The 13128-nt window shown below is 72.0% G+C and carries 13 protein-coding genes; 7 read left to right on the top strand and 6 right to left on the bottom strand.

What is annotated here, in order from left to right:
- Positions 1-74: 74 nt before the first annotated feature.
- Positions 75-509: an alternative ribosome rescue aminoacyl-tRNA hydrolase ArfB gene (gene arfB, locus ACFYQ6_RS17070; RefSeq protein ID WP_069171362.1), complete on the bottom strand. Its 435-nt coding sequence runs from the start codon at positions 507-509 to the stop codon at positions 75-77.
- A 172-nt stretch (positions 510-681) separates the two neighbouring features.
- Between arfB and ACFYQ6_RS17065 the strand changes: the two genes are divergently transcribed.
- Both ACFYQ6_RS17065 and ACFYQ6_RS17060 read left to right on the top strand, forming a co-directional pair.
- Positions 682-1257, top strand: coding sequence for a TerD family protein (locus ACFYQ6_RS17065; RefSeq protein WP_329039674.1), 576 nt, complete (start codon positions 682-684; stop codon positions 1255-1257).
- A gap of 211 nt (positions 1258-1468) precedes the next feature.
- A complete protein-coding gene (locus tag ACFYQ6_RS17060; protein WP_361578334.1) occupies positions 1469-3046 on the top strand; it encodes a M4 family metallopeptidase in 1578 nt (525 codons plus the stop codon).
- A gap of 19 nt (positions 3047-3065) precedes the next feature.
- Here the strand turns inward: ACFYQ6_RS17060 and ACFYQ6_RS17055 are convergent, their stop codons facing one another.
- Together ACFYQ6_RS17055 and ACFYQ6_RS17050 are read right to left on the bottom strand one after the other, a co-directional pair.
- On the bottom strand, positions 3066-4481 hold the full coding sequence (locus ACFYQ6_RS17055; RefSeq protein WP_388763591.1) for a M1 family metallopeptidase: 1416 nt from the start codon (positions 4479-4481) through the stop codon (positions 3066-3068).
- A 284-nt stretch (positions 4482-4765) separates the two neighbouring features.
- Positions 4766-5323: a heme-binding protein gene (locus tag ACFYQ6_RS17050; RefSeq protein ID WP_388763589.1), complete on the bottom strand. Its 558-nt coding sequence runs from the start codon at positions 5321-5323 to the stop codon at positions 4766-4768.
- A gap of 485 nt (positions 5324-5808) precedes the next feature.
- On the opposite strand from ACFYQ6_RS17050, the gene ACFYQ6_RS17045 reads away from it, so the two are divergent.
- Positions 5809-7176, top strand: coding sequence for a sensor histidine kinase (locus tag ACFYQ6_RS17045; protein ID WP_361578343.1), 1368 nt, complete (start codon positions 5809-5811; stop codon positions 7174-7176).
- A complete protein-coding gene (locus ACFYQ6_RS17040; protein ID WP_361578346.1) occupies positions 7173-7799 on the top strand; it encodes a response regulator transcription factor in 627 nt (208 codons plus the stop codon). Before ACFYQ6_RS17045 ends, ACFYQ6_RS17040 begins: the two co-directional genes overlap by 4 nt.
- Here the strand turns inward: ACFYQ6_RS17040 and ACFYQ6_RS17035 are convergent, their stop codons facing one another.
- Positions 7800-8402: a dihydrofolate reductase family protein gene (locus ACFYQ6_RS17035; RefSeq protein WP_361578349.1), complete on the bottom strand. Its 603-nt coding sequence runs from the start codon at positions 8400-8402 to the stop codon at positions 7800-7802.
- 421 nt (positions 8403-8823) lie between these two features.
- Here ACFYQ6_RS17035 and ACFYQ6_RS17030 point away from each other — a divergent pair, with 421 nt between their 5' ends.
- Positions 8824-9321 carry a hypothetical protein gene (locus tag ACFYQ6_RS17030; protein WP_361578351.1) on the top strand — a complete coding sequence of 166 codons (498 nt, stop codon included), beginning with the start codon at positions 8824-8826 and terminating at the stop codon, positions 9319-9321.
- Positions 9322-9371: 50 nt separating this feature from the next.
- On the opposite strand, the gene ACFYQ6_RS17025 is transcribed toward ACFYQ6_RS17030, so the two are convergent.
- Positions 9372-10079 (bottom strand): pentapeptide repeat-containing protein, encoded by a 708-nt coding sequence (locus ACFYQ6_RS17025; RefSeq protein ID WP_388763813.1) that lies wholly within the window; start codon positions 10077-10079, stop codon positions 9372-9374.
- 99 nt (positions 10080-10178) lie between these two features.
- Here ACFYQ6_RS17025 and ACFYQ6_RS17020 point away from each other — a divergent pair, with 99 nt between their 5' ends.
- Entirely contained in the window at positions 10179-11357 is a 1179-nt protein-coding gene (locus ACFYQ6_RS17020) for an NAD(P)-binding protein (RefSeq protein WP_361578357.1), read from the top strand.
- A 212-nt stretch (positions 11358-11569) separates the two neighbouring features.
- Positions 11570-12559 carry a zinc-binding dehydrogenase gene (locus tag ACFYQ6_RS17015; RefSeq protein WP_388763586.1) on the top strand — a complete coding sequence of 330 codons (990 nt, stop codon included), beginning with the start codon at positions 11570-11572 and terminating at the stop codon, positions 12557-12559.
- Between the two features lie 83 nt (positions 12560-12642).
- Here ACFYQ6_RS17015 and ACFYQ6_RS17010 read toward each other — a convergent pair whose 3' ends face one another.
- Positions 12643-13119 (bottom strand): GNAT family N-acetyltransferase, encoded by a 477-nt coding sequence (locus tag ACFYQ6_RS17010; RefSeq protein ID WP_356736845.1) that lies wholly within the window; start codon positions 13117-13119, stop codon positions 12643-12645.
- Positions 13120-13128 lie beyond the last annotated feature (9 nt).

Below are 13128 nucleotides of genomic sequence, written 5' to 3'. Positions count from 1 at the left end.
CGGCGCGACGACGTGGGCGCTGGCGCGGTCCGCCGGCCGCCACCCGGGCTCCCGCGCGTGGGAGCCCCTCGCCGCTACCAGTCGCGGCCGGAGCGTCCTCGCTTGGTGTCGCCGCGCTGCTTCTTCTCGCGCAGCCGCCGCTCGTTGATCCCGCGCGGGATCTTCTTCTTGAGCCGGGGCTTGGGCGGCGGCGCCGTCGCCTCGGCCAGGAGCGCGGCCAGCCGCACGGCGGCCGTCTCCCGGTTGCGCCACTGGGAGCGGTGTTCCGACGCGCGTACGGACACCACCCCGCCGACCAGCCGGCCCGCCAGCCGCTCCAGCGCCCGCGCCTTCCAGACCTCGGGGAGCGCCTCGGTCGCCGCCAGGTCGAACCGGAGCTCCACCTGCGAGTCGCTGGTGTTGACGTGCTGCCCGCCGGGCCCCGAGGACCGCGAGAAACGCCACATGAGCTCGGCCTCCGGCAGGGAGACAGAACCGCGGATGACATAGGGCCCGGACATGACACCCATGTTCCCCGGCCCCCGACCGGTTCGTCACCTTGTTTTGCGAGCGTTCGGCCAGAAGTTCGGCAAAGAAAGTAAAGCGAGCAGGAACCTCGTGGTCTCTTGTCTGCGTTAGGACGGGTGACGGTAGCTTTCGTGATGGCACGAAGCCCGCACATGACGAGGAAAGGGACTTCCCATGGCTGTAAGCCTGTCCAAGGGCGGCAACGTCTCGCTCACCAAGGAGGCCCCGGGCCTGACCGCCGTCACGGTCGGCCTCGGCTGGGACGTCCGCACCACCACCGGAACCGACTTCGACCTCGACGCCTCGGCGATCGCCGTCAACAACGCCGGCAAGGTCTACTCCGACGGCCACTTCGTCTTCTTCAACAACAAGGCGACCCCGGACCAGACCATCGTCCACACCGGTGACAACATCACGGGCCAGGGCGAGGGCGACGACGAGCAGATCAACGTCAACCTGGCGGGCCTCCCGGCGGACATCGACAAGATCGTCTTCCCGGTCTCGATCTACGACGCCGAGGCGCGCAGCCAGAACTTCGGCCAGGTGCGGAACGCCTTCATCCGCATCATCAACCAGGCCGGCGGCACCGAGATCGCCCGCTACGACCTCAGCGAGGACGCCGCCACCGAGACCGCCATGGTCTTCGGCGAGCTCTACCGCAACGGCGCCGAGTGGAAGTTCCGCGCGGTCGGCCAGGGTTACGCCTCGGGCCTGCGCGGCATCGCCCAGGACTTCGGCGTCAACCTCTGACGTAACGGCTCGTCCTCCGGGAGCCCCCGCCCGACCTCGGTCGGCCGGGGGCTCCCGTGCGTCCGCGCCACATAGCGGACACAGATGAACCACAGTCGGACAAGAACTGGTCAAAAACTTGTGAGGCAATTGTCGGCGTCCCGTCAAATTCGCTCATTCGGTGGCACGCTCTCCGCTCGTACCCCCCACAGGAACGAGCAACGGAGAAGGCATGACCCCCCACATGAACACCCGTCGCGCCGCTGCCCTGGCCGCAGTTGCCGCGATGGTCGTCGTCGGCGTACAGACCGGTACGGCCACGGCCGGCACCGGTGCCGGCGCCGACAGCGCCTCTTCCTCCGGCGCCACCACCCTCGGCGTGAACACCGCCGCCCAGCGCACCACCGCCCTGCGCACCGCGCAGAGCCACGCCCCGGCCGCCGCCGAAGCCCTCGGGCTCGGCGGCCAGGAGAAACTGATAGCCCGTGACGTGATCAAGGACGCGCACGGCACCGTCCACACCCGTTACGAGCGCACCTACGCCGGACTCCCCGTCCTCGGCGGCGACCTGGTCACCCACACCGCGTCCGACGGGACGTCCAAGGGCGTGGACAAGGCCACCGAGGCCCGCATATCCCTGCCGTCGACGCAGCCGGAACTGAAGGCCGCGGCGGGCGCCCGCAAGGTCGTCTGGGCGGGCGGCACCAAGCCCGTCCTCGCCTTCGAGGCCGTCAGGACCGGTGTGCAGAAGGACGGCACACCGAGCAGGCTCCACATCCTCACCGACGCCACGACCGGCAAGAAGCTGCACAGCTTCGAGGCCGTGGAGACCGGCACCGGCAACAGCCAGTACAGCGGCGAGGTCACCCTCTCGACCACCCAGGCCGCCTCGGGCTTCGAGCTGACCGACGGCGAACGCGGCGGCCACAAGACGTACGACCTCAACCAGGGCCAGACCGGCACCGGTGACCTCCTCACCGACGCCGACGACACCTGGGGCGACGGCACGGGCGACGACCGCCAGACCGCCGCGGTCGACGCGCACCACGGCGCGGCCAAGACCTGGGACTTCTACAAGTCCGAGCTGGGCCGCGAGGGCATAGCCGGCGACGGCCGGGCCGCCTACTCCCGCGTCCACTTCGGCGACGGTTACGTCAACGCCTTCTGGGACGACAGCTGCTTCTGCATGACCTACGGCGACGGGGCCGACAACAAGAGCGCGCTCACCGCGATCGACGTCGCCGGGCACGAGATGAGCCACGGCCTGACCGCCGCCACGGCGAATCTCGACTACGCCGGGGAGTCGGGAGGCCTGAACGAGGCGACCAGCGACATCTTCGGCACCTCCGTCGAGTTCTACGCCGGCAACACCACCGACCCCGGTGACTACCTCATCGGCGAGAAGATCGACATCAACGGCGACGGCAGCCCCCTGCGCTACATGGACCAGCCCAGCAAGGACGGCGGCTCGGCCGACTACTGGGACGAGAACGTCGGCGACCTCGACGTCCACTACTCGTCGGGCGTCGCCAACCACTTCTTCTACCTGCTGGCCGAGGGGAGCGGCGCCAAGACCATCGACGGCGTCGACTACGACTCGCCGACCGCCGACGGCTCCACGGTCACCGGCATCGGCCGCCAGAAGGCCTACCAGATCTGGTACAAGGCCCTGTCGGTCTACATGACGTCGAGCACCGACTACGCCGGAGCACGCGTCGCGACCGAGAAGGCGGCCACCGACCTGTTCGGCGCCGGCAGCACCGAACTCGCGGCGGTCGGCGCCGCCTGGACGGGCGTCAACGTCAAGTAACCCCGGACGAGGGAGCCGGTCAGCCTCGGGCGGGCCGGCTCCCGCCGTTCAGCCAGGTGTCCCACAGCTCCGTCAGATCCAGACCGGACTCCTCCTCCACGAAGGCCGTGAAGTCGTCGGTCGAGGCGCTGCCGTGCCGGTACTCCCGCAGCCAGCCCCTGACGAGAGCGAAGAACGCCTCGTCGTCGCCCATCTCCTGCCGGATCCGGTGAACCACCATCGCACCCCTGCCGTACACCGGAGGCCGGGACAGGTCGGCGGGGCCGGGCGGGCGAGCCGCGGGAAAGGCCCAGTTCGCCTCGTCCGCGTACGCCTCCGCGAAGCTCTCCGCGACGGGCACCCCGTCGTGCTCCTCGCTCCAGAGCCACTCCGCGTACGTGGCGAAGCCCTCGCTGAGCCACATGTCCCGCCAGGTCCGGGGCGTGACGGAATCGCCGAACCACTGGTGGGCCAGCTCATGGACGAGCAGCGCGCTGTCCGGCGGGCCGGGGAAGAACGGCCTGTTCTGGGTCTCCAGCGCATATCCCGCGTCGCCCGGCACGCCCACGATCGCCCCGGCCGACGAGAAGGGGTACGGGCCGAAGTGCTTCACCCCCCAGGCGACGACCTCGGAGACCCGGGCCGCAAGCGCCGCCGTCGCCCCGGCCGCCTCCGGATCGACCGCCGTGACCACCGGCAGACCGTCGGCGGCGACGGTGCGCCGCACGCCGTACGGCCCGACCGCCACGGTCGCGAACGAGCTCGCCATCGGCTCGCGCACCCGCCAGTGGAAGGTGGTGCGGCCCCCTGCCGTACGACGGGAAGTCAGCTCACCGTTGGACACGGCACTCCGCCCCTCGGGCACCGTGATCCGCACGTCGTACGAGGCCTTGTCGCTCGGGTGGTGGTTGCCGGGGAACCAGACCATCGACCCGGTGGGCTGCCCGAGCGCGACCGTGCCGTTCGCGGTCCTCAGCCAGCCCTCCTCGGAGCCGTCCGCATCGGTGACCGTACGGGGCACGCCGTCGTAGCGGACCACCGTGCGGAACGTCCGTCCCGCACGGAGCCGGTCCGCGACCGGGGAGTCCGGACGCAGCGTCAGCTCCGAACCCGCCCGGTTCACTGCTGCCGGCCGCCCCTCGACCGTCACCGAACGGACCTCCAGCCCGGAGAGGTCCAGATTGAACGCGCTGAGGTCCTGGGTGGCGCGCGCGGTGATCACGGCGGTGCCGCTCAGACGCCCGGGCGCACCGTCGAGGCGGAGGTCCAGGTCGTAGTGCGAGACGTCGTAACCGCCGTTGCCGAGGCGCGGGAAGTACGGATCACGCACTCCCGCCGCGCCCGGAGTTCCCACGACCCCGCCCCCGCCGGGCGTGCAACCGGTGGCAAGGGTGATCAGGGCCAGCAGCAGGGCGGCGCAGGGCGCGGTGCGGCGAGCCGCCGATCGTGGGTCCACCCGGCCGATTTTAGATACGCGCCGGAGCGCAGGCCGCGCGCACGGCACCGCGTGGACCCGTTGCCGGGCGCGGGGCGAGCGCGCTCCGTCCCGCGTGGACCTCAGTGGCCTCGCGTGGGCCTCAGCGGCCTCGGGTGGACCTTCACGTGCCTCGCGTGGACCTTCAGGTGCCTTCAGGTGCCTCGCTTGGACCTCACCTGCGTCACGTGGGCCTTCAGTGGCCTCGCGTGGACCTCACCTGCGTCACGTGGGCCTCACCTGCCTCGCTGGACCTCGCGTGGGCCCTACTTGCCGAGGGCCGCGACGCCCGCCGAGGCGAACTTCTCGTCGAGGTCACCGCTCGGCGCGCCCGCGACACCGATACCGGCCACCGGAGCGCCCTTGACCTGCACGGGCGCGCCGCCGGCGAGGAACAGGGTGCCGGGGATGTCCTTCAGGTTCGGAGCCTGCTCCAGGCGCTTGACCAGCTCGGAGGTGGGCGCGTTCCAGGAGACGGCGGTGTACGCCTTCTTCACGGCGGACTCGGGGGACTGCGGGCCCGCGCCGTCACCGCGCAGGGTGACGAGGGTGTTGCCGTTGCGGTCCACGACGGCCACCGAGATGCGCTGGTTCTCCTTCTTCGCGGCGTCCAGAGCAGCCTGCGCGGCCTTGGTGGCGGCGGCGACGGTCAGGTGCGTGGACTGCTGGAGGTTCCGGTCGGCGGTGTCGGCCTTCACGGCGGCGGCAGGAGCGGCGGCCGGGACGGACGCGCTCGCCGACATCGCGCCGAAGGTCCCGGCGCCCAGGGCAGCGGCGGCGACAGCACCGGTCAGGACACGGGTGCGCAGCGACATCTTCTTCATGGGGACTCCTCGAGTGACTTCGGGCCCGGACTCGAATGACTTCGGCCTCGGCCTCGAACCGTTCTGCTTCCGGTATCGATCCTCCGGCCGGATCCGGGCCCGCACGGTCGGCGTACCGGCTCGAAGCCGCCCCCGGGTCGGCGGACAGTCCTGTCAGCCGATCGGTTGATGCGGAGGTGGTCCCGAGGGGGTGACGATGGGATGTCCGCGCAGGTCAGCGGTGGCGCGAGGCAACTCGTCGGGCGGGGTGCGTGCTCCGGCGACGCGGGGGTGTGCGCTCCGGCGCGGGGTGTGCGCTCCGGCGCGGGCGGGTGCTCCCCGGCGGCACGGGGGTGTGCGCTCCGGTGCGGGCGGGGGGGTGCGCTCCGGCGGGCGCGGGCTGCCGCGTACGGCCCGGCGCACGCGGCAGGGCGGGACCGCACGGCAGGGTGGCAGGACAGGGCAGGGCAGGACACGGCACGGTCGAGGGAACGCGGGGTCACGAGGTGCGGCGGAACGGAACCGGTCCGGACACGGACCGGACGACGACGGCCACGACGGCGGCGGGACCGGCCGGGGGCCCTGAACACGACCCGGCCCCGGAGGAGCCGGTCTCCACCGGTTCACGGGCGGCGACGACAGCGGGTGACCCCGATGCCCGCTGGCTGGCCCTCCTCATGCACGCCGCGTTCTTCCTGCTCCTGGGCGCCTCACTCGCCCGGTTCCTGATGCGCCACCCCGGTGAGACCCGTACTCCGTGGATCATCGCGCTCTCGGCCGTGCTCGCCGTGCTCTACCTCCTCGGCCCGGTGTTCGGCTCCCGCCGCACGCCCCGGCGGCTGGCGTGGCTCGGCGTCCTCGTCGTCGTATGGATGGTCCTGGTCGTCCTCGCCCCGAGCTTCGCGTGGTGCGCCGTCCCGCTCTTCTACACGGGGCTGCGGATCCTGCCGCCCCGCGCCGCCCTGGGGCTGGTCGCCCTGCTCACCGTGTTCGTCGTCGCGGCCCAGCTGCGGCTCGCCACGGGCTTCGACCCGAATCTCGTCCTGGCCCCGCCCGCCGTCGCCGCCGTCGCCAGCGCCGTCTTCGTCCACATGCAGCGCCAGGCCGTACGCCAGCGTGACCTGGCCGCACGCCAACGCGAGCTCATCGACGACCTGCTGCGCACCCGGCGGGAGCTGGCCGCGACGGAACGCCGGGAAGGCACCCTCGCCGAACGGCAGCGGCTCTCCATGGAGATCCACGACACCCTGGCCCAAGGCCTCTCCAGCCAGCAGATGCTGCTCCAGGCCGCCGACCGCTCCTGGGACACCGATCCCGCGACCGCCCGGCGCCACGTCCTGACCGCGACCGGCATCGCCGAACACAACCTCGCCGAGGCGCGCCGTTTCGTGCACGACCTCGCCCCGGCCGACCTGGCGGAGGGCGGCGGTCTGGAGGCGGCGCTGCACGCGCTCGCCGCGCGCGAGAGCGCGCAGGCGGGCGCACACCTCACCGTGCGCTGCCACGTCGAGGGGGTGCCGGCCGTACCCCTCCCCGACCGCGTGCAGTCGGCGCTGCTCCGGATCGCGCAGGGCGCCCTCGCGAACATCGCCGAACACGCCGAGGCCACCATCGCCGCGCTCACCCTGACCCACCTGGACGACCGGGTCGTCCTCGACATCGCCGACAACGGCCGGGGCTTCAGCCCCGCGCAGCAGGCCGCCCACCCGTCCGAAGGCGTACGCGGCCACGGGCTGCCGGCGATGCGGGCCCGGGTCCAACAGCTTGGCGGCACCCTGACCATCGAGTCGGCGCCCGGCGAAGGCACGGTCCTGTCCGCCGCCGTTCCCCTCCCCCACACCCCAGCGCCCGCCCCCACGAAGGAACGCGCATGAATCCGACCGTACGGATCCTGCTCTGCGACGACCACGCCGTCGTACGGGCCGGACTGCTCGCCCTTCTCGGCGGCGAGCCGGACATCGAGGTCGTGGGCGAGGCAGGCAGCGGCGAGGAGGCCGTCGCCCTCGCCTCCCGGCTCGACCCTGACGTCGTCCTGATGGACCTCCAGCTGGGCCCGGGGATCGACGGTGTCGAAGCGACCCGCCGGATCGCCGCAGCAGGAAACGTGCACGTCCTCGTCCTCACCACGTACGACACCGACGCCGACATCACCCGCGCCATCGAGGCCGGGGCCACCGGATACCTGCTGAAGGCCGAACGCCCGGAGGAGCTGTTCGCCGCGATCCGCGCGGCGGCGCAGGGACGCACCACGCTCTCCGCTCCGGTGGCCAGCCGCGTCATGGCCCGGATGCGCAGCCCCCGCCCGACCCTGACCGACCGCGAACGCGACATCCTGGGCCAGCTGTCACAGGGCCTCGGCAACCGCGACATCGCGCGCGCACTCTTCATCAGCGAGGCCACCGTCAAGACCCACCTGGGCAGGATCTACGAGAAGCTCGGTGTGGACACCCGGGCGGGAGCGGTCGCCGTCGCCAAGGAGCAGCGACTGCTGCCGTAGTCACGCAGGGACGAGCGGCGGGCGTTCGAGCACGCGGGGCTTGTACTCGACCAGCTGGATGCCGCCGTCGAAGGTGCGATGCTCGACCATTTCGAGGGCAACGTCCGGATAGCCGTCGTAGATGCGTTCCTGGCCCGTGGCCCCGGTGATCACCGGGAACATCACGACCCGGAAGCGGTCGACGAGTCCGGCTCGCAGCAGGGACCGGCACAGGCTGAGGCTGCCGATCGTGCTGAGGAGCCCTGAACCGTTCGACTTCATGGCGCGGACCGCCTCGACGGCGTCGTCCCGCACGAGCGTGGAGTTGGCCCACGTCAGTGGCTCCTCGAGTGAGGAGGAGAACACCACCTTGGGCGTCTGCGAGAGCTCGTCGACGGAGGCCTCTTCCTCGGGCCTGAACTCGTCGGTGCCATCCGGGAGCTCGCCTGCGGCGAAGCCCGACATCAGGCGGTAGGTGTTCGCTCCCATCAGGTAGGTGACCTCGGGCTGCTCACCGAGCCATGCGAGGTACTCCGGGCCCTCGAGGCCCCAGAAGCCGGGCCAACCTTCACCTGATGCATAGCCGTCGAGGGAAGTGATGAAGTCGACGAGAAGCTCCGACATGGCGGTCTCCTTTTCTAGGCTGTCATGAGCTTGGACCGACCGGGCGCAACAAACTCATCGGCCGCGCCGGACCCGCTGCGGAGTGAGGAGGAAACAGCCCGGCCGGCGATCACACCCAGCCGGGCCGAGTGCCACGCTCAGAGACCGGCCATCACACCCGCCCACGCCCAGAGCCACGCTCAGGGACTGATCAGCCGGGCCGAATGCCACGCAGGAACCGGCCATCACACCCAACCGGACCGAGTGCCACGCTCAGGGACTGACCATCACGCTCAGCCGGGCCGAGTGCCATGCTCAGGGCTCCTCGCCGCCGGCCGCCCGCCGCCGCCATGTGCTGCCGCACCCCGCCCCCGCCGCCCGCCGATCGCCGCCCTGAGCACGCACGGCGCGGCCCCTTCGCGGGGCATGACACCATCGAACCGTGCTCGACATCGGCTACTCCCTCTCCCGGCGCTTCCCGGACCCCCCGCAGACCGACTACCGCCGCGCGGACGTCCGCGCCCTGCGGCACGACCTGTTCTCCGGGGATGTCTACCTCGCCGACACCAAGGCCGACCGCGAAGTGTCCACAGCCTGGGGATGGGTCCCCGTGCTCGACTTCGCCTGGGCCCTCTGCGACATCGTCGAGCAGATCGACCGCGACCCCCGCGGGAACCGCTCGCACCGCCAGCAGTACGCCGAGCTCGACTTCACCGAATCGTCCGACCGCATGCTCTTCGAGCGCCGCTTCGGCTGGGTGGACGTCGAGGCCGACTGGATGCCCGGCGACGAGCCCCCGCTCACCTTCAGCCACTCCCTGCTGCGCCGCGAGGCCCGCGACTTCCTGCACGACCTCATCGCCGACCTGGCCGACATGCACGAGGGCCTCGCCGACAACCCTGTCATCTGGGATCTCCAGGCCCGCTTCCCCCGCATCTGAGCACCCGGGCACCTACCCGCCCCGTACAGCGGCGCCCGGCCCGCCCGTTCCTACGCCTCCACCCGCACCCCGATCTGCGCCGCGAACGCCGGAGCCAGCTCCATCAGCTGGAGCGGACTGATCACCGCTCCCGCCAGCCGCTCCACACCCCGCGCGATGTCGAGCTCGGCCACCGTCCGCAGATCCACGGACTCCATCCGTGCGGAACTGAAGTCGGCCCGCTTCAGCACACAGTCCCGGAACTCCACCCGGACCAGCTGCGCCTCCCCGAAATCCGGCTCCGAGAGCACACAGCCCTCGAACACCACGTCCTTCAGCCGCGCTTTGCGCAGATTCAGGTAATCGATCTTCCCGCCCCGCACGAGCACCCGCTCCAGCACCGCCCCGTGCAGCTGTACGCCGCCCAACCGGGCGTCCACGACCTCCACGTCCCGCAGCGACGCCTCCGCGAGATCCGTGCCCACGCCCCGCACGCCCGTCAGCACCGAGTCCATGAACCTGGCCCGCCCCAGCTCCGTACGGTCCAGGACGCATCCGCTCAGCTCGCAGTCCATGAAGCGCGCGCCCGGACCCGACGCGTCGGCGAGATCCGTGCCCTCGAACCGCAGACCGTCGTAGTCCCCGTCCGGCTCCAGCTCCGTCCCCTCGAACTCCGTGAGCGGGGGCAGCCGGACCTCCGGCCGGCGTGCGGCCGCCACCCCGTCCTTCGCGCCCGCGCCCCTGCCGCTCCTGTTGCCTGTACGTGCCATGCCCACCATCGTGACGCACAGCACTGACATCGCCTCCCGGCCCGATGTCACAGACCACCACGCCCGAACGTCCCCGATGCAGAAGCGCCCACCGCGAGGAGACCAGCCATGCAGCGCATCCACATCGTCGGCGGCGGTCTCGCCGGGCTCACCGCCGCCATCACCGCCGCCGAATCCCGCGTCCAGGTCACCCTCCACGAGTCGCACCACACCCTCGGCGGACGGGCCAGGACCTCGGACGGCCCCTACCTCACCAACGAAGGGCCGCACGCCCTCTACCGGCGCGGCCCGCACCGGACCTGGCTCCATCAGCGAGGGCTCCTGGGTCCGCTCGCCTCCGTACCGCCCCTCGAAGGTGCACGCTTCCTCTTCCACCGGGGCGGCACACTGCGCCGGACCCCGCCCCTGGGCGTGTTGCGCCTCGCCCGCCGCGGCACCGCACCCGTGGACACCGACTTCCTCAGCTGGGCCACCGGCCAGGTCGGCGGAGCGGGGGCCCGCGCGGCCGCGAACTACATGGGCGTGGCGCTCTTCCACCACGACCCCGGGTCGCTCTCCGCGGCTTTCGTCCAGGAGCGGCTCCGCCGCGCCACGGCTCTCCCGCCGGAGGCCCGCTACCCCGTCGGCGGCTGGGCGCAGCTCATCGAGCGGATGGCCGCCCGGGCGTGGGATCTCGGCGTACACATCAAGACCGGGACACGCGTCGGCCCCCGCGAACTCGCCGGGCTGCGGCGCGGCGGGCCCGTCATCGTCGCCACCCACCTCGACTCCGCCCGAGCCCTGCTGGATGACACCACCCTGGCCTGGGACAGCGGCCGGACCGCGCTGCTCGACCTGGCCCTGCGGACCCGGCGCGGAGACCCGTTCATCGTCTCCGACCTCGACGCCCCCGGCTGGATCGAACGGTTCACCGCCCAGGACCCGACGCTCGCCCCGCCGGGAGAACAGCTCATCCAGGCCCAGATCCCCCTCGCCCCGGACGCGACGCGCGCCAACGCGGTCCGCCGGGCCGAGGACATGCTCGACCTCGGCTTCCCCGGCTGGCGCGACCGCACCACCTGGCGCCGCGAAGCCCTCGCCTCCGGCCGCACCGGCGCCGTCGACAAACCCGGCACCACCTGGCGCGACCGGCCCGCCGTCGACCGTGGGGACGGAATCCTGCTGGCGGGGGACCAGGTCGCCGCGCCGGGGCTCCTGAGCGAGGTCTCGTTCAACAGCGGCATCGCGGCGGCGGTCCTGGCCATGAAACTCCTCGGCACAGCACGAACCGGAGCCCGCACCACGTGAACCCCTCAGCACAGCACGAACCGGAGCCCGCACCACGTGAACCCCTCAGCACAGCACGAACCGGAGCCCGCACCACGTGAACCCCTCGGCACAGCAGCGCAGCCCTGTACCCGGGCCGCGAACCGCGAACCGCAGGAACACCTTGACCTCAACCGCGCTCGAGGTCGAAAGCTGGTGGCACCAGCCGCGAACCAGCCCCGGGGAGCCCCGCCATGTACGCCATCCGCCTCCACGCCTTCGGCCCTGCGGAGAACCTCGTCCACGAGTGGACCGAGGACCCCGTCCCCGCCCCCGGCCAGGTGCGGATCGCCGTGGCCGCGGCCGGCGTGCACCTCCTGGACACCCACCTGCGCGAGGGCAGACCCGGCCCTTACCGGTCCACCGCCGACGAACTCCCCACGATCCCGGGCCGCGAGATCGCGGGAACCGTCGAAGCCCTCGGCGAGGGCACCGACCCCGCCTGGCTCGGCCGCGCCGTCGTCGCCCACATCGGCCAGGCACCCGGCGGCTACGCCGAACTGACCGTCGTCGACGCCGAACGACTCCACCCGCTCCCCGAAGGCCTCACCCCGGCCGAGGCCGTGGCCATGATCGGCACCGGCCGCACCACGCTGGGCATCCTCCAGTACACCGAACTCGGCCCCGAATCCGTCGCCCTCGTCACCGCCGCCGCCGGAGGCATCGGCACGCTCCTCGTCCAGTACGCCAGGAACGCCGGAGCCACGGTCATCGGACTCGCCGGCGGACCCGCCAAGACCGCCCGCGTCACAGCGAACGGAGCCGGCCTCGCCGTCGACTACACCCTCCCCGACTGGCCACGCCGCGTCCGCGCCCACCTCGACGCCCTCGGCCGCCGGGCCACCGTGGTCTACGACTCGGTCGGCGGAATCACCGCACGCGCCGCCGTCGACCTGCTCGGCGAGGGCGGCCTGCACCTCGTCTACGGCAGTTCGGGCGGACAGGCCCTCTCCCTGGGCGAGGAGGAACTCGCCGCACGGGGCATCACGTCCCGGAACGTCCTCGGCCCCGCCATGATCGAGAAGGGCGGCGGCATGCGGGCCCTGGAGACCCGGGCCCTGGCCGAGGCCGCCGCGGGCCGCCTCCGCCCCGCCGTCACCCGCTTCCCGCTCGCCGAAGCGGCTGCCGCCCACCGCGCACTGGAGACACGCGGCACGGTGGGCAAGGTCGTCCTCATCCCCTAGGAACCGCTCCCCCGGGGACCGCACCCGTCAGACACCGCACCCCCAGGGACCGCTGCCGCAGGGACCCCTCCCCCAGGGACCACTCAGACCGCCCCGAGCTCCGCCAGCGCCCCGTCCGTCAGCCGGTACACCGTCCACTCGTCCTGCGGACGCGCACCGAGCGACTCGTAGAACGCGATGGACGGGGCGTTCCAGTCCAGCACCGACCACTCCAGCCGCCCGTACCCGCGCTCCACACAGATCCGCGCCAGCTCCGTCAGCAACGCCTTCCCGTGACCGCCGCCACGCCGCTCCGGGCGTACGTACAGGTCCTCCAGATACACACCGTGCACCCCGCGCCACGTCGAGAAGTTGAGGAACCACAGCGCGAACCCGACCACCTCGCCGTCCTCGTCCGACACCGCCATGTGCGCGTACGCGGCGGGCCGCTCACCGAACAGCGCCTCGTGGAGCTGCTCCTCGGTGGCGTTGGCCTCGTCGAGGGCCTTCTCGTACTCGGCGAGCTCACGGACCATCGCATGGATGGCAGGGACGTCTTCAGCGGTGGCTGTACGAATCATGGCCGCAGC

The sequence above is a fragment of the Streptomyces sp. NPDC005494 genome (assembly GCF_042872025.1).
Taxonomy (GTDB): Bacteria; Actinomycetota; Actinomycetes; order Streptomycetales; family Streptomycetaceae; genus Streptomyces.
The sequence above is the reverse complement of the archived record's forward strand: the minus strand, read 5'-3'. Positions and strand labels throughout refer to the sequence as shown.

Excerpts from the sequence above, each read along its gene's own strand:
- arfB (WP_069171362.1), bottom strand. The coding sequence starts at position 509 with ATGGGTGTCATGTCCGGGCCCTATGTCATCCGCGGTTCTGTCTCCCTG.
- ACFYQ6_RS17035 (WP_361578349.1), bottom strand. The coding sequence starts at position 8,402 with ATGTCGGAGCTTCTCGTCGACTTCATCACTTCCCTCGACGGCTATGCA.
- ACFYQ6_RS17040 (WP_361578346.1), top strand. The coding sequence starts at position 7,173 with ATGAATCCGACCGTACGGATCCTGCTCTGCGACGACCACGCCGTCGTA.
- ACFYQ6_RS17065 (WP_329039674.1), top strand. The coding sequence starts at position 682 with ATGGCTGTAAGCCTGTCCAAGGGCGGCAACGTCTCGCTCACCAAGGAG.
- ACFYQ6_RS17050 (WP_388763589.1), bottom strand. The coding sequence starts at position 5,323 with ATGAAGAAGATGTCGCTGCGCACCCGTGTCCTGACCGGTGCTGTCGCC.
- ACFYQ6_RS17060 (WP_361578334.1), top strand. The coding sequence starts at position 1,469 with ATGACCCCCCACATGAACACCCGTCGCGCCGCTGCCCTGGCCGCAGTT.
- ACFYQ6_RS17010 (WP_356736845.1), bottom strand. The coding sequence starts at position 13,119 with ATGATTCGTACAGCCACCGCTGAAGACGTCCCTGCCATCCATGCGATG.
- ACFYQ6_RS17025 (WP_388763813.1), bottom strand. The coding sequence starts at position 10,079 with ATGGTGGGCATGGCACGTACAGGCAACAGGAGCGGCAGGGGCGCGGGC.
- ACFYQ6_RS17015 (WP_388763586.1), top strand. The coding sequence starts at position 11,570 with ATGTACGCCATCCGCCTCCACGCCTTCGGCCCTGCGGAGAACCTCGTC.
- ACFYQ6_RS17020 (WP_361578357.1), top strand. The coding sequence starts at position 10,179 with ATGCAGCGCATCCACATCGTCGGCGGCGGTCTCGCCGGGCTCACCGCC.